This window comes from Asanoa hainanensis (assembly GCF_900188485.1).
Classification (GTDB): Bacteria; Actinomycetota; Actinomycetes; order Mycobacteriales; family Micromonosporaceae; genus Asanoa; species Asanoa hainanensis.
This window is the reverse complement of the sequence record NZ_FZPH01000001.1, coordinates 81,777-103,122: the sequence shown is the minus strand read 5'-3', so window position 1 is coordinate 103,122 and position 21,346 is coordinate 81,777. Positions and strand designations below refer to the sequence as shown.

14 protein-coding genes are annotated in these 21,346 nt (G+C 72.5%); 12 read left to right on the top strand and 2 right to left on the bottom strand.

Going from position 1 to position 21,346, the window contains the following annotated elements:
* Nucleotides 1-4: 4 nt before the first annotated feature.
* Nucleotides 5-295 carry a DUF4287 domain-containing protein gene (locus tag CHC05_RS00440; protein ID WP_089243433.1) on the bottom strand — a complete coding sequence of 97 codons (291 nt, stop codon included), beginning with the start codon at nucleotides 293-295 and terminating at the stop codon, nucleotides 5-7.
* A 194-nt stretch (nucleotides 296-489) separates the two neighbouring features.
* Between CHC05_RS00440 and CHC05_RS00435 the strand changes: the two genes are divergently transcribed.
* The 3 genes from CHC05_RS00435 to CHC05_RS00425 all read left to right on the top strand — a co-directional run bounded on the left by CHC05_RS00435 (nucleotide 490) and on the right by CHC05_RS00425 (nucleotide 6,947).
* Nucleotides 490-3,279, top strand: coding sequence for a M14 family zinc carboxypeptidase (locus CHC05_RS00435; RefSeq protein WP_089243431.1), 2,790 nt, complete (start codon nucleotides 490-492; stop codon nucleotides 3,277-3,279).
* Nucleotides 3,280-3,400: 121 nt separating this feature from the next.
* Nucleotides 3,401-4,609, top strand: a complete 1,209-nt coding sequence (locus tag CHC05_RS00430) for an FIST signal transduction protein (protein WP_179265996.1) — start codon at nucleotides 3,401-3,403, stop codon at nucleotides 4,607-4,609.
* A 7-nt stretch (nucleotides 4,610-4,616) separates the two neighbouring features.
* A complete protein-coding gene (locus CHC05_RS00425) occupies nucleotides 4,617-6,947 on the top strand; it encodes a putative bifunctional diguanylate cyclase/phosphodiesterase (RefSeq protein ID WP_089243427.1) in 2,331 nt (776 codons plus the stop codon).
* On the opposite strand, the gene CHC05_RS00420 is transcribed toward CHC05_RS00425, so the two are convergent.
* Nucleotides 6,944-7,525: an AMP-binding enzyme gene (locus tag CHC05_RS00420; RefSeq protein WP_089243425.1), complete on the bottom strand. Its 582-nt coding sequence runs from the start codon at nucleotides 7,523-7,525 to the stop codon at nucleotides 6,944-6,946. The genes CHC05_RS00425 and CHC05_RS00420 overlap by 4 nt on opposite strands.
* Before the next feature lie 163 nt (nucleotides 7,526-7,688).
* Between CHC05_RS00420 and CHC05_RS00415 the strand changes: the two genes are divergently transcribed.
* The 9 genes from CHC05_RS00415 (at nucleotide 7,689) to CHC05_RS00375 (ending at nucleotide 21,254) form a co-directional block, all read left to right on the top strand.
* Nucleotides 7,689-8,696: a LacI family DNA-binding transcriptional regulator gene (locus tag CHC05_RS00415; protein ID WP_179265995.1), complete on the top strand. Its 1,008-nt coding sequence runs from the start codon at nucleotides 7,689-7,691 to the stop codon at nucleotides 8,694-8,696.
* 117 nt (nucleotides 8,697-8,813) lie between these two features.
* Nucleotides 8,814-10,172, top strand: a complete 1,359-nt coding sequence (locus CHC05_RS00410) for an extracellular solute-binding protein (protein ID WP_089243421.1) — start codon at nucleotides 8,814-8,816, stop codon at nucleotides 10,170-10,172.
* The gene (locus CHC05_RS00405; RefSeq protein WP_089243419.1) at nucleotides 10,173-11,141 is read left to right on the top strand and encodes a carbohydrate ABC transporter permease; all 969 of its coding nucleotides are present in this window, start codon (nucleotides 10,173-10,175) and stop codon (nucleotides 11,139-11,141) included.
* Nucleotides 11,138-11,947: a carbohydrate ABC transporter permease gene (locus CHC05_RS00400; protein WP_089243417.1), complete on the top strand. Its 810-nt coding sequence runs from the start codon at nucleotides 11,138-11,140 to the stop codon at nucleotides 11,945-11,947. Before CHC05_RS00405 ends, CHC05_RS00400 begins: the two co-directional genes overlap by 4 nt.
* Nucleotides 11,931-12,824: an NAD-dependent epimerase/dehydratase family protein gene (locus CHC05_RS00395; protein WP_218824372.1), complete on the top strand. Its 894-nt coding sequence runs from the start codon at nucleotides 11,931-11,933 to the stop codon at nucleotides 12,822-12,824. The genes CHC05_RS00400 and CHC05_RS00395 overlap by 17 nt, the downstream gene beginning before the upstream one ends.
* Nucleotides 12,821-14,071: an enolase C-terminal domain-like protein gene (locus tag CHC05_RS00390; protein ID WP_089243415.1), complete on the top strand. Its 1,251-nt coding sequence runs from the start codon at nucleotides 12,821-12,823 to the stop codon at nucleotides 14,069-14,071. Before CHC05_RS00395 ends, CHC05_RS00390 begins: the two co-directional genes overlap by 4 nt.
* Nucleotides 14,072-14,090: 19 nt before the next feature.
* Nucleotides 14,091-16,715: an ATP-binding protein gene (locus CHC05_RS00385; protein ID WP_089243413.1), complete on the top strand. Its 2,625-nt coding sequence runs from the start codon at nucleotides 14,091-14,093 to the stop codon at nucleotides 16,713-16,715.
* Nucleotides 16,716-16,746: 31 nt separating this feature from the next.
* Entirely contained in the window at nucleotides 16,747-17,544 is a 798-nt protein-coding gene (locus tag CHC05_RS00380) for a class I SAM-dependent methyltransferase (RefSeq protein WP_089243411.1), read from the top strand.
* Nucleotides 17,545-17,639: 95 nt separating this feature from the next.
* Complete coding sequence (locus CHC05_RS00375; RefSeq protein ID WP_245870592.1) at nucleotides 17,640-21,254, top strand: reprolysin-like metallopeptidase; 3,615 nt, start codon at nucleotides 17,640-17,642, stop codon at nucleotides 21,252-21,254.
* The last annotated feature ends 92 nt before the right edge of the window (nucleotides 21,255-21,346 follow it).

Genomic DNA, 21,346 nt, shown 5'->3' with positions numbered 1-21,346 from the left:
GCGACTATGCCGGCCGGTTCGCCTTCCCGTCCAGCCAGAGCAGGTCGGAGGCGTCGCCGTGCGAGCCGGCGCGGCCGACGTGCTTCGACGAGATCTGCGGCCCCTTCTTGATGACGTGGACCAGGGCCATCGCGTGCCCACGGCCGAGGCCGTAGTCGTCGCGCAGCCACTCCACGATGGTGGTCGCCTTGACCGCGGGAGCGTCGAAGCCCCGGGCGCGGGCCTCGTCGACCAGCTCGCGCGGGGTCCTACCGGTCTTGTCCTCCGCCGCGTCGAGGTAGGCCTGGAACGACATGTCGGTCTCCTTGCGTCGACGCCACCCGCACGTCGCGGGCGGTCCTCACCGGTGCAGCGAACGGGCGGGCCCGGTTTCGACATCCGACCTCAAGATTTCTCCTAGCCCCGCCGAGTCGATTGACCTTGGGAAATGTCAGGTCCTACGCTCGTTTTGCCTTTCACTCCACCTTTCTTGGAAGGGAAGCGGGTTAAATGCGACTACCAAACCGCGCGAAACGGCTGGCGGGTGCGGCGACAGCGCTGCTCCTCGCCGGCACGCTGCCGCTGCTCAACGGCGTCCCCGCGGCCGCCACCAACCATGGTCCGACCTGTGACCCGAACCCAGCGGCCCACCTCGCCGGCGTTCCGAGCCCGGAGGCCTTCCTCGGCTTCCCGCTCGGCGTCGGACAGCAGCGGGTCGTCACCAACGACGAGATCCGCAACTACGTCGCGGCCGTCGACCAGGCCTCCGACCGCGTGGTCACCGGCACGATGACCACCAGCGTCACCGGCCAGCCGCTGCCGTACGCGATCGTCTCGGACTCCAAGCACGTCACGAGGTCGCGGCTCGCGCAGATCGCCGAGAACGTCCGCGACCTGCGCGACCCGCGCACGATGTCGCGCTCCAAGGCGGCCAAGATCGCGCGCGAGGACCCGGCCATCGTCTACATCGCCGGCAACGTCCACGGTGGTGAGACCAGCGGCGCCGACGCCGCGCTGAAGTCCCTCTACGAGCTCGCCGCCGGCCTGTCCTGCGACGTGCGCGAGCGCAACGACAACCTGCTCACGGTCATCATCCCGACCCAGAACCCGGACGGCCGCGCCGCCAGCCGCCGGCAGAACGAGTACGGCTTCGACCTCAACCGCGACTGGTTCGCCCGCACCCAGCCCGAGACCGACAGCAAGATCGAGCTGCTGCGGAGGTACCCGCCGCAGGTCTTCGTCGACGCGCACGAGATGGGCAGCCGGCGCTACTTCTTCCCGCCGAACGCCGACCCGATCCACCACGAGATCGCCAGCGAGCCGGTCGACTGGATCAACCGGATCGGCGAGGCCAACAAGGCCGGCTTCGGCTACAACGGCGCCTGCACCGACACCGTCACCACCGAGTGCTACTTCAACTACGACGTCTACGACCTCTTCTACATGGGGTACGGCGACACCGTGCCGGCCGCGGGCTTCGGGGCCGCCGGCATGACGTACGAGAAGGGCAGCGCGTCGGCCGTCCAGGACCGGGTGCAGCAGCAGTTCAACACCCAGTGGTCGACGATCGGCTGGGCCTCCGACAACAAGCGGGAGGTCCTGAGCGGCTACTTCAAGATCTGGGAAGACGCGCTGGCCGAGGGCAAGGCCGGGGCGCTCGAGCCCAACGAGGTCGTGCAGCCCGACAACACGGTGCAGTTCCCGGTGCCGGACATCAAGATCAAGTCGTACTTCCTGCTTCCCGACCGCCAGCAGGCCGACGTGCGCCGGCTGGTCGAGCGGCTGCGGGCGATGGACGTCGAGGTCTACCAGCTCAAGGACTCGATCACGGTACGGAACGCGAACGTGTTCGGCGGGCGCACGGCGAAGAACCTGCGGGTGCCGAAGGGCGCCTACTGGATCCCGATGGCCCAGCCGCAGAAGCACTGGATCCAGGCGACGCTGGGCGAGGACCCGTACGTTCCCTTCCCGTACTTCTACGACGTGTCGTCCTGGAGCAACCCGCTCCTGATGGGCATCGACACCGTCTACACCGGCGACGACCTGAAGCCCAAGGCGCAGCGCGTGACGCGGCCGGCCGGCGGCAAGGACGACACGGCGCGTCGGGGCGGCTCCTACCAGTTCCGGCTCGACTCGGCCGGCGCCGCGGAGCTCACCTTCGCGCTGCTCGGGGCCGGCGTCGCCGTCAGCCGCGACGACGCGAACGTGGCCTCGTTCCCGGAGGCGGGGCTGACCCGCGCGCTCGACGACCGCGCCGTCGGGCTCGGCGTGACGCTCACCGCGAACCGCAAGAAGCCTTCCGGCACCGCGGTCACCCTGCCCGACGTCGGCCTGTTCCGGGGCACGGGCATCTCCACCACCTCCGGCTCCTACGGCGAGGCGCGCTACGTGCTCGGCAGCCGCTGGGGCCTCGACCTCAAGCCGGTCACCACGGCCGACATCAACGAGAACACCGCGGCGTTCACCGACCGCACGGTGGTGCTCGTGCCGGACGGCAGCAGCGCGACCGGTGGCCTGACCGCGGCCGGGCAACAGAACCTGCGCAACTGGGTGGCCGCCGGCAACACGTACATCGGGTTGCGCAACGAAGGCACCCGGGTCGCCCGGGCGGCCGGGCTCACCTCGACCACCGAGAAGGCCCAGACCCCCGACTACACCGTGATCGGCTCGCACTTCCGGGTCGACGTCGACGGCAGCAGCCCGGTGGGCGCCGGCCGGCCGGCGGAGGACTTCGAGTTCAACAACGAGGACCCGATCCTCAACCCGAGCACCACCGGCACCAACGTCGTCACCTACCCCACGGACGACACCTTCTGGCACAACGGCTTCACGGTCGACGAGCACCTGCTCGCCGGCACGGCGGCCGTGGTCGACGAGCCCACCGGGGCCGGCCGGGCGGTGCTGTTCGCCTTCAACCCGCTGTTCCGGGCGTACAACGAGAGCGGCATCCAGATGCTCGCCAACTCGGTGCTCTACCCGGCGGGACAGCCGCTGGCCCGCACCGCCGGCCCCGCAGGGACCGACCCGGCCCGCGCCGCCGCGGCGGCCGCGCCGGCACCGGAGAACCTGGGCGGCGAGTGGCGCCCGATCACCATCAAGGTCGCTTCGGGCGATCTGGCCCGCGCCGAGCGGGTGGTCGACGGCTACACCGGCACCGCCCGCGTCAGCCAGGCCGGCGGCGACGCCTGGGTGGTCATCCCCAACCCCGAGGGCCTGCAGGCCGACGAGCACCCGTACCTGCGCGATCTGGTCAGTGACCTCCGCGCGGCCGGTATCCCGCTCAAGTCGGTCGTAGGGTGAGCAACGGCACCCGGTGGTTCCCGCCCCTCGGGGACCACCGGGTGCCAACCGCCCCAGAACACGGTATGACCAGGGCCACTGCACCCTGAAGACGAGCAGGCCTCACCACTACAATCGGTGGTTGTCCGACCACGCATTCGTGTGGGGGGTGAGGGTCCTGACCAGCAACCGCGCCTACCGCGGCGTCGGCACCGGCAACGGCACCGACACGCGTGTGGCCGCCGAGAAGGCGGTCAACGAGGCATTGCGCCCGCTAGAGGGCCGCCAGCCCGATCTGGTCCTGGTGTACGCCTCTGTCCGGTACGACCTACAGACGGTGCTGAAGACCGTCAACGCGGCCGCCGGCCCGGCCGTGATCGCCGGTGCCACGAGCTCCGGCCAGCTACACAACGGCAAGCTCACCGAGCCCGGCGACGGCATCGCCGTGCTGGCGCTGGCCGGTGGCGGCTACCGCTTCGGCCTCGGGCACGCCACCGGCGTGCAGGCCGACGCCACCCGCGCCGGGCGTTCGCTGGCCCGCGCCGCGCTCGACGCCGTGGGGCCGGAGCGCTCGCCGCACGAGGCCGTGCTGATCTTCTCCGACGGCCTGGCCGGCGACCAGCAGGAGCTGCTCAACGGCATCCACAAGGTCACGGGGTTCCAGATCCCGGTGGTCGGCGGCGCCGCCGCCGACGACCGCAACCTCGCCGAGACGTTCGTGTTCGCCGGCGACAAGGTGCTGCGCGACGCCGCCGTGGCCATCTGGATCGGCTCGGACCGGCCGCTGCGGGTGATCGGCGGGCACGGCTGGCAGCCGACCAGCCTGCCGCTGATGCTCAGCGGGGTCGACGGGCAGATAGTGCGTGAGCTCGGCGGCCGGCCCGCGCTGGAGGTCTACAAGGAGAACTTCCGGCCGCGCGTGACCGACCACAAGCTCTATCCCCGGGCCGGCGGATACCACTCGGAGCACGCCTTCGGGCTCATCCAGCCCGACGGCTCCCTGCTGATCCGCGGCGCGTTCATCGACAGCGACGGCGACCTGCGCACGTTCTCGCCGCTGCCGCCCTTCTCCGCCGTCCAGGTGGTCTCCTGCGACGCCGAGGACCTCCTCGAGGTCGGCGAGCGGGTGGTGGCCGGCGTCGTCGAGGCGGAGGAGCCGGCCGTCGTGCTGGTGTTCGACTGCGTCGCCCGGCTCGACATCCTGGGCGAGCGCGGCCACGAGGAGGCGCGCCGGCTCCAACGGGCGGCGGGCAACGCGCCCACGTTCGGCTACTACACGTACGGCGAGTTCGCGCGCACCACCGGCGTGGCGGGCTACCACAACGCCACCATCGCCGCGATGGCACTCTGACCGGCCGATGGTGGCCTACGGGGACCCGCAGACACCCCGCTTCGAGTCCGAGGCGGAGACCCTGCGCGCCGCCCTCTCCCGCGCGGAGGGCGCGGCTGCGGCCGCCTACCGCGACACCGCCCGGCTGATCCGGCTGTTGACCGTCATCGGCACGCCGTCGTCCCCGGGCCGGCTGATCGACCGCACCCTGACCGTGCTGTCCGAGGTGTTCGCCGCCGACGTGGTGTGCATCGCCGAGGCGATCGACGACCGGCTGTTCGTCACCGCGTCCTGCGGCCTGCCCGAGGACGACCCGGCGTTCACCGACGGCTGGCCGGTCGGCCCGACGGCCCGCCGGGTGATCACCTCCGGCAGCGCCGCGGCCCGGCACGCCGTGCCGCCCGCCGACCGCCCGCCGCCGCTGCGCGACGTCGAGGGCACGTCGGCGGCGTGGATCCCGCTCTCCGGCATGGGCACCGAGTTCGCCGGCGACGTGCTCGCCCTCTACCGCAGCGGTGGCGACCTGTTCACGCCGGCCGACCTCCAGGTGCTGCTCTCGATGGCCTACCGGATGTACTCGGCCGTCGAGTCGCGGGAGCGCGGCGCCGCCATCGAGCGGCTGGCCCAGGCCGGCCCCGGGTTGGCCCGCCACCTCGACGTCGGGTCGCTGCTCGACGAGGCCGTGGTGCTGCTGCGCGAGCTCACCGGCACCGACGCCGCCTGGGTCCTGACGGTGCGCGACGACCTCGCCGAGGTGGCCGCGGTGGCCGACGCCGCCGGCGACACGGGAAAGCGGTGGCCGAGACCCGCCACCGACCTGCCCGGCTGGTCGCGGCTGGCGGCCGGCGAGGCGTACGTCGGTCCGAACCCGACCAGCGACGACCCGATCCTGCTGGTCCCGGTGATGCGCGACGGCACGGTGATCGCGGTGCTGGCGGCCCGGGGCCGGCGCGTCCGGTCGTTCGGCAAGTCGTCGGTCGAGATCGCCCAGGTGCTGGCCAGCTACCTGAGCGTGGCCATGGCCAACGGCGAGCACTACCGCCGGCTGAAGGCCCGCGAGCAGGAGCTGCACCGGCGGGCCTCGCGGGATCCGCTGACCGGCCTGGCCAACCGGATGACCGCCGCGCAGCGGATCGACGAGGCGCTGGCCAACTCGCCGACCGGCGTCGCCGGGCTGCTCTTCTTCGACCTCGACAAGTTCAAGGCGGTCAACGACCGGCTCGGCCACGAGGCCGGCGACGAGCTGATCCAGCAGGTGGCGCAGCGGCTGCGCAAGGTGGTGCGGCCGGGCGACATGCTGGCCCGGTTCGGCGGCGACGAGTTCGTGCTGCTGATCAACGGCGCCTCCGACCTGACGGACCTCACTGACATGGGCCGGCGCATCCAGGTCGCGCTGGCCGACGAGTTCCCGCTGCGCGGCGAGCGCGTCGAGGTCACCGCCAGCATCGGCGCCGTGCTCGGCCGGCGCGGCACCGCCTCGGCCAGCGCGATGCTGCGCGACGCCGACGCCGCGATGTACGCGGCCAAGGCACGCGGCACCGGCCGGCTGGAGGTCTTCGACGACGAGGCCTCGCACCGCTCGATAGACCGGCTCGACCTGCGCTCCGACCTGTCCGAGGCGCTCGACCAGGGTCAGCTCTCGGTGGTGTACCAGCCGATGGTCGAGCTGAAGAGCAACACGATCCGCTCGTTCGAGGCGCTGGCCCGCTGGCGCCATCCGGAGCGCGGCAACGTGCCTCCTGACGTGTTCATCCCGCTCGCCGAGGAGACCGGCGCGATAGTCCCGATCGGCGCCTGGGTGCTCGACCAGGCGTGCCGGCAGCTCGCGATGTGGCAGCGCGAGTTCCCGGAGGAGCACCTGACGATGAGCGTCAACATCTCCGCGGTGCAGCTCGAGCGCGGCCACGGCGAGCTGCTCGACGTGATCCGGGCGGCCGGTGTCGACCCGACCGACGTCTGGCTCGAGGTCACCGAGCACATGGACACCGCCGAGGACATCTCCAGCCAGGTGTCGTCGCTGCGCGACGCGGGCGTGCACTTCGCGCTCGACGACTTCGGGATGTCGTACTCCAGCCTGGCCTATCTCCAGCGGTTCCCGGTCGAAGGGCTGAAGATCGACCGCTCGTTCGTGGCGGCGATGCCGGAGGCGGGCAACGGCGGCCGCGGCATCGTCCGGGCCATCATGGCGGTGGCCGACTCCCTGTCGATGAAGGCGTTCGCCGAGGGCATCGAGACCCAGGCCCAGCTCGACGCGCTGCTCGACCTCGGCTGCGGCTACGGCCAGGGCCACCTGCTCTCGCCGCCGCTGTCCGTCGAGCGGTCGACGGCGGCGCTGCGCGCCCAGCGCGACCGGGCCTAGCCGGCGGGCAGGGCACTACGGTCGATCGCGCCGTCCGGGGTCCGTGGGAAGCGGTCGAGCACCAGCAACCGGCGCGGCACCCGGGGCGCGGCGACCCGGTTCGCCAGGTAGTCGCGCAGCACCTCAGGCTCGGCGTGCCAGCCGGGCAGCAACGTCAGGTATCCGATCAGGACGGACTCGCGGACGACCACGGCGCACTCGTCGACCTCGTCCGCCGCCGCCAACGCGGCCTCGGCCACCTCGGGGTCGGACCGGCCCCCGCGGATGCGGACGCTCGGTCGACGCCGCTCCGGCGCGGGCGCGAGGCGCGGCAGCCGCGCCTCCGTCGCGAGCCGCAGGGCCACGGACGGCGGAAGCCACAACGTGGTGTCGTGCGGCGGCGGCGCCAGGACCCGCGTCGGGACCAATCGCGGGTAGGTGGCGCGCAACAGGGCGCGGATCGCCCGCGGGTCGGCGTCGACGGCCACGGGAATGTCCCGATCCGCGGCCCATCGCCAGCTGGCGGGCACCAGGTGCCCCCACTCCCGCAGCAGGTGCGGCCGCCCGTCCGAGGGCAGCGCGACATGCGACGATCCCATTCCCCGTGACTCCCCTGTTGTGGCAAACGCCGGTAACTTTAGGTCACCGGTCAACTACGTTGGGGTACCGACTCCCCCGGCGTGTCTGACTGAGTTCGACGGACGTCACTGCGCGCGCGGTACGATCCGGCCACAGCAGGACACCGAACCGAGGAGGTCCCGGGTGGCGTTTCGCGGCGACCGGCCGCGGATCGGCCAGGTCGCGCAGCTCGCCGGGGTCAGCGCGACCACGGTCTCGCACGCCCTCAACGGGCGCCGGCCGGTGTCGGCGCAGACCCGGCAGCGGATCATGGACGCGATCGAGGAGCTCGGCTACCGGCCCAACGTGGTCGCCCGGGGCCTGCGCGCCGGCCGCAGCCTGACGATCGGCCTGGTGATCCCAGACATCACGAACCCGTTCTACCCGGTGCTCGCCCGCGGCGTGCAGGACGTGCTCGGGCCGGCCGGCTACGACGAGATCATCACCAACACCAACGGCGTGCGCGACCTGGAGCGGGCCGCCCTCGACAAGATGATCTCGCGGCAGGTCGACGGCGTCGCCTTCGCCGTCTTCAACACCAACCCCGACGACCTCCAGCCGGTGATCGACGCGCAGATCCCGGTGGTCCGGCTCGGCGGACGGCAGACGCAGCCCGGCGTCGACCTCGTGCACAGCGACGACGAGGGCGGCGCCCGCGACGCGGTCCGCTACCTGATCCACAATGGATACCGGCGGATCGCCTTCATCTGCGGGCCGGCGGCCGAGGGGCCGGCCGCCGAGCGGGTCGCCGGCTACCGCGCCGCCCTCGCGGAGGCCGGCGTCGGTCCACAGCAGAACCTCGTGGTGCACACCGACTTCAGCCGCGCCGGCGGCGCGCACGGCGTGGAGAAGCTGATCCGCCAACGGAAACGGCCCGACGCGGTGCTGTGCGCCAACGACATGATGGCGATCGGGGCGCTCGACGCGGCCCGGGAGCGCGGGCTGCGGGTGCCCGACGACCTCGCGGTGATGGGCTTCGACGACATCGACGCGGCCAGCCTGGTCACCCCGCAGCTCACCACGATCGCCAACCCGGCCCGGGAGATCGGGGTGGCCTGCGCGCGGCTGCTGCTCGACCGGATCGACGGGGTGGCCGGCCCGCCACGGGAGATCGTCATCCCGACCCAGTTGATCCGTCGCCAGTCGACCTGACTGACGCCCGTACATATAGAGCCTCTTGACTTCCGCCGGGTTGCGGGTAGATTGCCGGTCAGTCTTAACGATTTGCTAGCCCGATAGATCCCCTTCGTCCAGCGGGAGGGCCAGACCATGATCGGAAACAGACGCTTCCTCGCGGCGGTGGCCGCCGTCGCCCTGAGCCTGTCCGTCGCCGCGTGCGGCGGCGACGACGAGAGCGGCGACGGCGGCAAGAGCCTCACGATGTGGACGTTCAAGCGCACCCACGTCGAGGCCCTGCAACAGGCCGCCGCCGCGTTCAAGACCAAGAGTGGCATCGACGTGAAGATCGAGGCGTTCACGCCCGACGACGTCTTCACCGCGAAGATCCAGAGTGCGGCACAGACCAAGGACCTGCCCGACGTGCTCGAGCTGCACTCCGGCGGCGAGGACCTGCGGGTCGGCGGCGGCGGGCTGCTCGCCGACCTCAAGGGCGACTTCGACGGCAAGCTCGACCGGTTCCTGGCGCCCACGCGCGAGTCCGGCCGGGTCACCCAGCAGCGCAAGGACAGCGTCGAGGAGCTGTCCGGCGCGACCGTCGGCAGCCTCTACAGTGTCCCGTTCACCGCCGGCACGTTCGGCATCGTCTACGCCAACAAGGAGAAGCTGGCCAAGGCCGGCCTCGACCCCGCCAAGCCGCCGGCCACCTGGGAGGAGTTCCTGAGTGCGCTGAAGGCGACCACCACCGCCGACAAGGAGCAGGGCGGGCTCTCGCTCGGGCTCAAGGTCACCCAGACCGGCTTCAACTGGGTGTACGAGCAGCTCGCGTTCGCGTACCTCGGTCAGCAGAAGTTCGAAGCCCTGTTCGGCAAGGGCACGACGGCCGGCTTCGGCTCGCCGGACGGGCTGAAGACGCTCGACCTGTACGCGCAGCTCAAGCCCTACTGGATCCCCGGCGTCAGCGCGCTCGGCATCGACGAGGCCGACATCGCGTTCGCGCAGGGCAAGTCGGCGTTCAACGTCGGCGGCACGTTCACCCTGGCCTTCCTCGCCCAGAACGGCATGAAGCCCGAGAACGTGCTGGCCTTCCCGATCCCGCCCGCGACCGGGGGCGCCGTAAGCGACCTGCGGCTGGCACCGCTGGCGCTGACCGGCCTGTCGGTCACCTCGACCAGCGGCAACGCCGCCGCAGCAAGCCAGTGGGTCGACTTCCTCACCTCGCCCGAGGGCGCCGGCATCTTCGCCAAGGGCTCGCTCGACCTGCCCGCCACCGACCTCGGCACGCAGGCCGAGACGCTGATCGGGCCGGAGCTAGCGGCGCTGCAACAGTTCTTCACCGGACCGGCCGACAGCACCTACGACGCCGGCAACCGGGGCTTCCGCCCGCCGGACTACGACGAGGTCGAGATGGGCAACCCGCTGCTGAAGCTCGCTCCCCTCGGCGAGGCCGACGCGGCCACCACCGGCCGCACGCTCGACACCGTCATCAAGGCGATGTGGGACGCGAAGTAAGTGGCCGTCACCACCGACAGCAGTGTGGCGGCGCGGCTCGTACGCGAGCCGCGCCGCACCACCAGGTCCCGGCAGCGGGGGCGCCGGGCCCTGGTCGGCTACGCGTTCATCGCCCCCGCGGTCGTGCTCTTCCTGGTGATGGGGCTCTACACGCTGGTCTACAGCTTCGGGCTCAGCTTCGCCAAGTGGAACGGCTTCTCCCCGAGCTGGGACTGGGTCGGCCTGGACAACTACCGCGACCTGCTCTACGCCGACCCACGGCTGGCGCCGGAGATCCGCGGTGCCGCCCTGAACACCGGGATCGCGATGGTCGCCGTCTCGTTCGGCACCGTCCTGATCGCCCTGCCGCTGGCCACCCTGCTCAACAGCATCACCCGGCTGCGCGGCACGTTGCGGTCGATCTTCTTCCTGCCGTACGTGACGGCCGGCATCGCGGTCTACTATGCCTGGCGCTACGTGCTCGAACCCGACGGCGCCGTCAACCTGGCGTTGCGGGCGGTCGGGCTCGGCAGCCTGGCCCGGCCGCAGGGCTTCCTCGCCGACCCGGACACGGCACTGGCGACCCTGATCGTCATCATGATCTGGGGCAGCGTCCCGGTCGCGATGCTGCTCTACCTGGCCGGCCTGCAGGCGATCGATCCCGCCGTGATCGAGGCCGCCGCGCTCGACGGCGCGGGCGCGGTCCGGCGGCTCCGGCACATCACCTGGCCGCTGCTCGTGCCGATCACGGTCGCGATCGTGCTGCTCGGCCTGCGCGACACCATGCAGGGCTTCCAGATCTTCCTCATCATGACCAACGGCGGTCCGGCCGGGCACACCGACGTGCTCGGGCTCAAGGCGTACCAGCAGGCGTTCTTCCAGAGCCTGTCCCCCACGCTCGGTGTCGCCAGCGCCCTGGGCTGGCTCATCTTCCTGGCCGCGCTGCTGCTCGCCGTGGTCAACGCCCGGCTGCTGCGGGGGCAACGATGAGACGGATCGTCCCGCTGCTCGCGCTCATCGTCTACGCCGCCGTCAGCCTCTACCCGTTCGTCTGGATGGTCTCCGGCGCGTTCAAGGACCGCCTGGAGATCCTCGAAGGCGGCCACCTGATCCCCCGCCGGCCGACCCTCGACACGCTCGCCGACACCTGGAGCCGGCTGCACTTCTTCGACTACTTCCTCAACAGCCTCCAGGTCACCGGCCTCACGGTGCTGGGCGTGCTGGTCGTCTACAGCCTCGCCGGGTACGCGTTCGCGATGATCGAGTTCCCGGGCCGGCGCGTCGTGTTCTGGTTCTTCGTCGCCCTCCTGTTCGTCCCGAGCATCACGGTGCTGCTCCCGCTGACCATCCTGGAGAACAAACTGGGCATCCTGGGTACGCACGCCGGCCTGATCCTGCCGTTCGTCAACGGCACCGCGCCCCTCGCCGTGCTGATGCTGACCAACGCGTTCCGCGCGATACCCCTCGACCTGCACGACGCCGCGACCGCCGACGGCGCCGGCGAGTGGCGGATCTTCTGGCGCGTCTACCTGCCGCTGGCCCGGCCCACGCTGATCACCATCGGCGTGCTGACCGCGGTGCCGACCTGGAACGAGTACGTGCTCACCCGGGTGTCGCTCAACGACGAGTCCCGCTACACGCTTCCGCTCGCGCTGGAGCGGCTCGCGTCGGGCACCGTGCCCTCGTACAACGAGATCATGGCCGGCTCGCTGATCCTCGTCGTCCCGGTGATCGTGCTGTTCCTCGCCCTCCAGCGGTACTTCGTCAACGGGCTGTCCGGTGCGGTCAAGAACTGACCGGGTGCTGGTCACCGGCGCGGCGGGCCTGCTCGGCCGGGCCGTGCTCGACGCGCTGACCGGTGTCCAGGTGACCGCGCTGGACCGGGTCGACCCCGGCGACCTGCGAGCCGACCGGGTCGTGGTGGGCGACGCCGGCGACCCCGCCGTGGTGAAGCGGGCGCTCGCCGACGTCGACGCGGTGATCCACCTCGCCGCGATCCCCGCGCCGACGCTGGACACGCCGCTGGCGGTGTTCGGCGGCAACACCCGGGCCACCTTCGTCGTGCTGCACTCCGCGGCGCTGGCCGGCATCCGCCGCGTCGTGCTGGCCAGCAGCATGTCCGTGCTGGGACTGGCCTGGGCGCAGGTCCCGCTCGAGCCCGTCTACCTGCCGGTCGACATCCGGCATCCGCTGCAGGTCTCCGACCCGTACGCGCTGTCGAAGCAGGCCGACGAGGCGACGGCGGCGATGGTCGCCCGACGGCACGGGATGGCGGTGACGGCGCTGCGCTTCCCTTTTCTGGGCGGCAACGACCGGCTGCTCCGGCGGTCGGAGGAGTTCCACGCCGACCCGGCGTCGGGCGCCCTGGAGCTGTGGTCCTACCTGCACGTCGCCGACGCGGCCGCGGCCTGCCTGCTCGGGCTGAGCGCGGCACCGGTCGGCGCCCACGTGCTGTTCGTCGCCGCGCCGGAGACGCTCGCGCCGTATCCCACCGAGGACCTGCTGGCCGCGTTCCTGCCGGGCGTGCCGACGCGGGCGCGGTTCCCCGGGCGGACGCTGCCGGTCGACCTGGAGCCGGCCCGGCGGCTGCTGGGCTTCACGGCCGCGCGGTCACTGCCGTTGGGGCCCCGGCCGTTAGGCTCACGCACGTTGATCGAGGAGGAGCCGGCATGACGATGGAGGAGGCCCAGCCGCCCTGGGCGGCGCGCGACGGGCTGCGGATCACCCGGGTGCGGGCGATCGTCACCGCGCCCGAGGCGACGCTCGTCGTGGTGCGGGTCGACACCTCCGAGGACGGGTTGTACGGCCTGGGTTGCGCGACCTTCACCCAGCGCGCGGGTGCGGTGGCAGCGGTCGTCGAGCACCTCGCCGAGCTGGTCGTCGGCCGGCACCCCGCCGACATCGAGGACATCACCAGGATGGTGCACCTGTCGTCGTACTGGCGGAACGGTCCGGTCCTCAACAACGCCCTGTCCGGTCTGGACATGGCGCTGTGGGACATCGCCGGCAAGCGGGCCGGGATGCCCGTCTACGAGCTGCTCGGTGGCCGGGTGCGGGCGGCGGTACCGATCTACCTGCATGCCAGCGGCGCGACGATCGCCGACACGGTGGACCACGCCCGCGAGCTGATCGCTTCCGGTTTGAGCCACGTCCGGTTGCAGACCGGCGGCCCGGGCGTCGGCACGTACGGCGCCCCGGGCATCCCGGGTGCGTACCCCTCGGCGCCCAACCCGGACGGCTGGGACGTCGAACGGTACCTGGCGGTCACCCCGCGGTTGTTCGCGGCCGCCCGGGACGCGCTCGGCGACGAGGTCTCGCTGCTGCACGACGTGCACAGCCGACTCACGGTCAAGCAGGCGCTGGTGCTGTGCCGGGCCCTGGAGCCCTACCGCCTGTTCTTCGTCGAGGACCCGATCGCGCCGGAGCACTACGACCGGCTGCCGGAGCTGCGGGCGGCGGCACCGGTGCCGATCGCGGCCGGCGAGCAGGTGGGCTCGGTGCCCGACGCGGCCCGGCTCGTCACGGCCGGCGGCGTCGACCTGCTGCGCCTGCACATCTCGGCCATCGGCGGGCTGACCCCCGCCCGCAAGCTGACCGCGCTGTGCGAGCTGGCGGGCGTGCGCACCGCGTGGCACTCGCCGGCCGACGTGTCACCGGTCGGGATGGCCGCGAACCTGGCGCTCGACGTGTCCAGCCACGCGTTCGGCATCCAGGAGGGCCACGTGTACGCCGAGGAGGTGCACGAGGTCTTCCCCGGCACGCTGCGACACACGAACGGCTACCTGACCCCGTCGCCGGCGCCCGGCTGGGGCATCGACCTCGACGAGAAGGCGGCGGCGAAGTATCCGCCACGGCACTACGGCCACGAGCGTTGGTCGACCCGGATCCGCCGTCCCGACGGAGGCATCGAGCCTCCGTAAGCCGGTAGCGTCGCTCCTGATGGAGCTGCTCGAGCGTGCCGCGGTGCTGGACGCACTGGCCGAGGCGCTGACCGCCGCGCGCGGCAGCGTCGTCCTCGTCACGGGCGAGGCCGGCATCGGGAAGTCGGCGCTCGTGCGGCACTTCGCGCGGCGCCACGCGACCGAAGCCCGGTTCCTGGTCGGTGCCTGCGACCCGCTGCTCACCCCGCGCGCGCTGGGTCCGCTGCACGACCTCGGTCGCCAGACGGGTGGCCGGCTCGCCGCGCTGCTGGCCGCGGGCGGCTCCCGCGAGCAGCTCTTCACGGCGCTGCTCGACGAGCTCGACGGTGGCGGTCACCAGCGGGTCGTGGTCGTCGAGGACGCCCACTGGGCCGACGAGGCGACGCTGGACCTGCTGGTCTTCCTCGGCCGGCGGATCGCGACCACCTCGGCGCTGCTGGTCGTCACCTACCGCGACGACGAGCTCGCGGCCGACCATCCCCTGCGGACCGTCGTCGGTCGCCTCCCCGCCGAGTCGGTGCGGCGGCTGCCGCTCGACGGCCTGTCGTCCGCTGCCGTCGCCGAGCTCGCGCACCGGGCCGGGCGGCCGGCGACCGGGCTGCGGGCGCTGACCGGCGGCAACCCGCTGCTGGTCACCGAGGTGCTGGCCACCGCCGACGCCGGCGTGCCGATGACCATTCGCGACCTGGTGCTGGCCCGCGTCGGCGGTCTGCCCGAGGAGGTGCGCGAGGTCCTCCGGCTCGTCGCCGTGATCCCGACCTCGGCCGAGCTCTGGCTGCTGGAGCGCCTCGCGACCGTGCCGGCCTCCGGGGTCGAGACGGCCGGGCTGCTCGTCGTCCGCGACGACGCGGTCGCGTACCGGCACGAGCTGCTCCGGCGGGCGGTCGAGGGATCGCTGTCGGTGCTGCACCGCCGCGAGCTCAACCGGCGGATCCTCGCGGCCCTCTCCGGCGGCCCGGTCGACGTGGCCAGGCTGATGCACCACGCTCGCGAGGCCGGCGACGACGGCGCGGTGCTGCGGTACGGGCCCGAAGCGGCGCGGCAGGCGGCCGCGGTCGCCGCGCACCGCGAGGCCGTCGGGCACTACCGCGCGGTGCTCACCCACTCCGAGCGGCTCGGCGCGCCGGTGCCCGCCGAGGTGCTGGAGGGCTACTCGGTCGAGTGCTACCTGTCGGGGCTCTCCGCCGAGGCGGTCACCGCCCGCCGGAACGCGCTGGCGCTGCGGGAGGCGGCCGGCGACCGGGAGAAGGTCGGCGACGGCCTGCGGTGGCTGTCGCGCCTGCACTGGTGGGACGGCAACCGGACGGCGGCCGAGGAGACGGCGGCCCAGGCGATCGCGGTGCTGCGCGAGCTGCCGCCCGGCCCGCGGCTCGCGATGGCCTACAGCAACCAGGCCCAGCTCGACATGCTCGCGTACCGCCTGTCGGCCGCGGCGCGGTGGGCCGCGCCGGCCATCGAGCTGGCCCGGCAGTTCGGCGACCAGGAGATCCTCACCCACGCGCTGACCAACATCGGCACGGCCCGGCTCCAGGGCGGTGACGCGGGCGGCCGGGCCGCCCTCGACGAGGCGTTCCAGGTCGCGGTCGCGTCCGGGCTGGACGACCATGCCGCCCGCGCCCTGTGCAACCTGGCCACCACCGCCAGCGAGCTGCGCGACTACCGCCACGCCGGCGCCGACCTCGACCGGGCGCTGGCCTTCACCCGGCCCCGCGAGCTGGCCGGCTACACGCAGCACCTGCTCGGTCATCGGGCCCGGCTGCGGCTCGACCGGGGCGACTGGCCGGGCGCCGAGCGGGACGCGCGCGAGGCCCTGGCCGAGCTCGTGCACGGTGGCGCCCGGGTGGTCGACGCGCTGGTGCCCCTGGGCCTGCTCCAGGCCCGGCGCGGCGACCCGGCCGCCGACGCCACCCTCGCCGAGGCCGCCGACCTCGCGTTCGCGACCGGCGACCTGCAGTGGATCGCCCCGGCGGTCGCGGCGCGGGCCGAGCACCGGTGGCTGCACGGGGGCGCCGACCCCGCCTTGGAGGAGACGTTCGCGCTCGCCGTCGAGGCCGGTCAACCGTGGTTCGCGGGCGAGCTGGGCTACTGGCTGCTGCTGGCGGGCACGCCGGTGCCGGCCGACCTGGTGGCCGCCGAGCCGTACCGGCTCCTGTTCGGGGGCGACTGGCGCGGTGCGGCCGCGGCGTGGGAGGCGCTCGGCTGCCCGTACCACCGGGCTCTGGCGTTGGCACACTCCACGGACGACGCGGCGGTGCTGGAGGCGCTGGCCGGGCTCGACGCGCTGGGCGCCCGGCAGACGGCCGAGCGGCTGCGCCGCGATCTGCGCACCCGTGGCGTACGCGTCCCCCGAGGGCCGACCCGGTCCACCTCCGTCAACCCGGCCGGCCTCACCGCGCGGCAGGTCGAGGTGCTCGTGCTGGTCGCCGACGGGCTGCGCGACGCCGAGATCGCCACCCGGTTGTCGCTGTCGACCAAGACGGTGGGCCACCACGTCTCCGCCGTCCTCGCCAAGCTCGCCGTGGCGTCGCGGCACGAGGCCGCCGCGCGCGCCGCCGAGCTAGGGATCGCCCCGGCGAAAGATGGGGAGCCGGCCGACGGGAGTTGGGGACGCGTCCCCGATTCGTCCAGGGCCGAGAGTCCATAGCGTTCCTCCTGACCCGACAAGGAGGAACACAATGGACACCACCGTCATCAAGCAGAAGCAGCAGGCCGCCTGGGCCTCGGGCGACTACTCGGCCGTGGGCACCCGCCTGCTGCTCACCGCGGAGCTCTTGTGCGAGGCCGTCGACCTGCGCGCCGGCGAACGGGTGCTGGACGTGGCCTGCGGCAACGGAAACGCCAGCCTCGCCGCGGCCCGCCGGTTCTGCCAGGTCACCGGCGTCGACTACGTCCCCTCGCTGCTGGAGCGCGCCCGCGGCCGCGCCCGGGCCGAAGGCCTGGAGGCGACGTTCCAGGAGGCCGACGCCGAGGCGCTGCCGTTCGCCGACGACTCGTTCGACGCGGTCCTGTCGACCTGCGGCGCCATGTTCGCCCCCGACCAGGAGAAGACGGCGGCCGAGCTGCTGCGGGTGTGCCGGCCCGGCGGCCGGATCGGCATGGTCAACTGGACCCCGGACAGCTATGTCGGCCAGCTCTTCCAGGCCCTCGGCCGCTACGTGCCGCCCCCGCCCGGGCTCCGGCCGCCGGCGCAGTGGGGCAGCGCCGAGCGGTTGCGGGAGCTGTTCGGCCCGGAGGTCACCATCGAGGCACCGGCCCGCGAGTTCCTGTGGCGGTTCCCGTCGCCCGAGCACCAGGCCGAGTTCTTCGGCAGCTTCTACGGCCCGACCCACAAGGCCCTCGGCGCCCTCGAGCCCGACCGCGCGGCGGACCTGCGGGCCGAGATGGTCGAGACGGTCAAGCGCTTCAACGTCTCCGACGACGCCACCCTGGTCCTGCGGATGGACTACCTCCAGGCCGTGATCACCAAGCGTTGACAGTTCTCGATTTCTCCTCCGTACGGACCATGGTCACGGCATCGACGAACTGAATACGGTGTCGGTGCGTCTGCCCGTCGAAGGAGATGAGCCCGATGGCCGTGACCCGTCCTGTCCACAATCGAGACTCGGGCCATGGGAGGCGAAGGCTCGCCGCCGTCGTGGTCGCCCTGCTCGTGGCGGCACTGCTGCCGATGGTCGCGTCAGCCCCTGCCGCCGCCGCTCCCGCCGACCCGAAGGCGCCGTGGACCAGGGTCAGCGGAAAGCCGGCGGCGGCCAAGGGCGCCCACCGGGCCGACATCAAGGCCAAACGGCTCGCCGCGCACACCCTCGACCGGGCCGCACTGACGTCGCAGCTGTCCAAGGCGCACGCCCGCGCAGCGGGACCGTTGGTGATCTCGCTACCCACCCCGGCCGGCGGGTTCCAGCGCTTCACACTCGTCGACTCACCGGTGATGGAAGCCGGGCTCGCCGCCAAGCATCCGGAGATCACGACGTACGCCGGCAAGGGCATCGACGACCCGACCGCGACGATCCGGGCGGACCTGACGCCGTTGGGGTTCCACGCGTCGGTCCGCTCGCCGCACGGTGCCTGGTACATCGACCCCTACTACAACCAGGACCAGAGCCTGTACGCGAGCTACTACGGCCGCGACCTGACCGACGACCATGGCGAGTTCGTCGAGCGGGAGGACGTCACGGAGGCCGCGGACGCGCTCTCCGACGAGGTCGCCGCGGTGGCCGGGGCGCCCGTGTCCCTGCGCACCTATCGGGTCGCGTTGGTCACCGACCCGTCGTACGCCACCTTCTTCGGCGCGGCGAACGTGACCGCGGCCAAGGTCACCCTGATGAACCGGGTGACGCAGGTGTACGAGGACGAGACGGCCATCCGGCTCGTGCTGATCAACGACACCGACAAGACCAACCTGAACACGGCGGCGCTGGCCACCGAGCCCAACGGGCCCTGCGGCGCGTCGGCGTGCTTCACGCCGGCCCAGCTCACCGGGTGCACCGGCGGCACGTTGAACCGCAACCGGATCGTGCTCGGCCAACTCGTCGGCGCCAGCAACTACGATGTCGGGCACCTCGGTCTCGGCGTCGCGGGCGGCGGCGTGGCCGGTCTCGGCGTCGTGGGTGGTGACGGCAAGGCGCGCGGCTGCACGGGCCTGCCGACGCCGGTCGGCGACTTCTATGCCGTCGACTACGTGGCCCACGAGATGGGCCACCAGTTCGCCGGCAACCACACGTTCAACGGCACCCAGCTCAACTGCTCGGGCGGCAACCGGAGCGCCGCGAACTCGGTCGAGCCGGGCAGCGGGTCGTCCATCATGGCGTACGCGGGGATCTGCCGGCAGGACGACCTCCAGCCGCACAGCGATCCCTACTGGTCGCAGCGCAGCTTCACCGAGATCACGACGTACGTCACCTCTGCGCGGCCGGCGATCAACGAGGTGCAGACGGTCTCGCTGCGCGACTTCGACACCGACGGCGACTCGTTCACGCTCGACTTCGGTGGGGTCTCCTCCGCGCCGATCGTGCGGGGTACGTCGTACACGCTCACGGACATCGACGCGGCCGTCGAGGCCGTGGTCGGCGCGCCCGTCACCGTGGCGGCGTTCGGCGGCACGGGTGCGTTGACGGACGTCGGGTTCCAGGTCACCTTCGGCGGTGCGGCCAACGTGGCCGCGCTCGGGCTGACGTTCGCCGGCGCGTCCGGGTTCGTCGGCGAGACGGCCAAGGGCGGGCCGATCGACAACGGCGGCAACGTGGTCGAGCTGACCGGCAACCACGCCCCGGTGGTCACCGTCCCCGCCGCCGTGACGATCCCGGTGCGCACGCCGTTCGCCCTGACCGGCAGCGCCACCGACGCCGAGGGCGACACCCTCACCTACCTGTGGGAGCAGAACGACCGCGGTGGCAGCTCCGGCGGCAGCACGGTCGGGACGGCGCTGGTCAACAACGTGAAGACGAACGGCCCGCTGTTCCGCCAGTTCGGCACCGCGGCGATCGTGAGCCCGACCGACACGCTGGAGTACTACTCCCCAGGCGAGAACGCGGTGTCGACGGATCCGACCCGGGTCTTCCCCGACCTGGCCCAGATCGCCGCGGGCAACACGAACGCGGTGACCGGCACCTGTCCCCCGGCCCCGCCACCGCCGACGTCCGGCGGCTCGAACGTGCCGGCCGACGTGCGCGACTGCTACTCGGAGTTCCTGCCCACCGCGGACTGGGTCGGCTTCGACAACGACCGCACGATGCACTTCCGCCTGACCGCCCGCGACGGCCACTCGGGTGGCGGCGGTGTGGCCAACGCGGACGTCGCGGTTACCCTGGCGCCTGCTGCCGGGCCGTTCCTGGTCACGTCGCAGTCCGCGGCGACCACGCTGGAGGGTGGCACGCCAGTCGCCCTGAGCTGGGACGTGGCGGGGACCGACGCGGCGCCGGTCAACGCGGCGGACGTGCGCATCTCGCTGTCCGTCGACGGCGGGGCGACCTTCCCGCACGTCCTGGCCGCCAGCACCGCGAACGACGGCACCGAGTCGGTGACGCTGCCGAACGTCGGCACGACGCGCGGCCGCATCAAGATCGAGGCGGTCGGCAACATCTTCTTCGACCTGAACGACGCCGACCTGACCATCAACGCTGCGCCGGTCGTGTCGTCGGACGCTCCGGGCGGTGTCGCGCAGGTGCAGTACAGCGACGCCCTGTCGCCCCGGGTGACGGTGCGGGCGACCGACGCCGACACGGCGGGCTCGGCCTTGACGGCGACGGCCGTGGGCCTGCCGGCGGGCATGTCACTGGCGGTCGCGTCGACGTCGGGTGACTCCGTCCGGCCGGGCGCCCGGACCTGGACGGTCGCCGGAGCGGCGACGGCGGCCCCGGGCAGCTATCCCGTCACGGTCACCGTCAGCGACTCCACCGGGGTCGCGGGCACCACGTCCTTCACGATCGTGGTGGTCCGGGAGGACGCCGAGGTGACGTACACGGGTGACACGCTCGCCTCTGCCGGCACCGTCGTGCTGCGGGCGACGGTCCGGGACGGCGCGGCGCTGGCGGCCCCGACGGACCGCGCGCCGGGCGACGTCCGCAACGCCACGGTGACGTTCACGGAAGGCGGGACGACGCTGTGCACGGCCCCGGTCGGCCTGGTAGGCACCGCTTTCACGGTGGGGTCCGCGTCGTGCGCCGCGCCGTTGTCGCTGGGCTCGCACACGATCACCGTCTCGGTTGGTGGCTACTACGTGGGCAGCGACACCGGGTTGGTCACGGTGGCCAGGTCTGCCGGCTCGATCACGGGCAGCGGCACCATCCGGCCGCTGAAGTCCGCCGGGGTGTATCCGGCCAGGCTCGGCTCACAGGTCGACTTGACACCGAAGAGCCCGACAACGGTCCGCTTCCAGAGCGGCAGCCGCACGTACGAGATCCGGACGACGGCGATCGAGTCGCTGGGCTCGAGCGCGGCCGGCGGTGTCACCCGGGCTGACCTTCGCGCGAAGGCCAACCTGAACGACGTCACCACCTCGACCCCGACGCTGGTGGCCAGCGGGCTGACCCTGCAGGTGACGGTGAGCGACCGGGGTTCGCCAGGATCGGCGGACTCGTTCGCGGTCACCCTCTGGAACGGAAGCACGCTGCTCTTCTCGTCGGAATGGACCGGCGCGAAGAGCCAGGAGCTGAGGCTGACCGGCGGCAACCTCGTCGTCCGCTGAGCTGACCAGGGTGCCCCGGCGACCTGCCGGGGCACCCCGTGCTGCCCGCCGGCGGCATCCGGTCTGCGATCACCCCGCGTGAGCAGAGGTAA

What these genes read in the sequence shown, in the direction of transcription:
- CHC05_RS00420 (WP_089243425.1), bottom strand. Translation starts at nt 7,525, where the DNA reads ATGGGATCGTCGCATGTCGCGCTGCCCTCGGACGGGCGGCCGCACCTG.
- CHC05_RS00435 (WP_089243431.1), top strand. Translation starts at nt 490, where the DNA reads ATGCGACTACCAAACCGCGCGAAACGGCTGGCGGGTGCGGCGACAGCG.
- CHC05_RS00410 (WP_089243421.1), top strand. Translation starts at nt 8,814, where the DNA reads ATGATCGGAAACAGACGCTTCCTCGCGGCGGTGGCCGCCGTCGCCCTG.
- CHC05_RS00375 (WP_245870592.1), top strand. Translation starts at nt 17,640, where the DNA reads ATGGCCGTGACCCGTCCTGTCCACAATCGAGACTCGGGCCATGGGAGG.
- CHC05_RS00390 (WP_089243415.1), top strand. Translation starts at nt 12,821, where the DNA reads ATGACGATGGAGGAGGCCCAGCCGCCCTGGGCGGCGCGCGACGGGCTG.
- CHC05_RS00385 (WP_089243413.1), top strand. Translation starts at nt 14,091, where the DNA reads ATGGAGCTGCTCGAGCGTGCCGCGGTGCTGGACGCACTGGCCGAGGCG.
- CHC05_RS00400 (WP_089243417.1), top strand. Translation starts at nt 11,138, where the DNA reads ATGAGACGGATCGTCCCGCTGCTCGCGCTCATCGTCTACGCCGCCGTC.
- CHC05_RS00425 (WP_089243427.1), top strand. Translation starts at nt 4,617, where the DNA reads ATGGTGGCCTACGGGGACCCGCAGACACCCCGCTTCGAGTCCGAGGCG.
- CHC05_RS00440 (WP_089243433.1), bottom strand. Translation starts at nt 295, where the DNA reads ATGTCGTTCCAGGCCTACCTCGACGCGGCGGAGGACAAGACCGGTAGG.
- CHC05_RS00380 (WP_089243411.1), top strand. Translation starts at nt 16,747, where the DNA reads ATGGACACCACCGTCATCAAGCAGAAGCAGCAGGCCGCCTGGGCCTCG.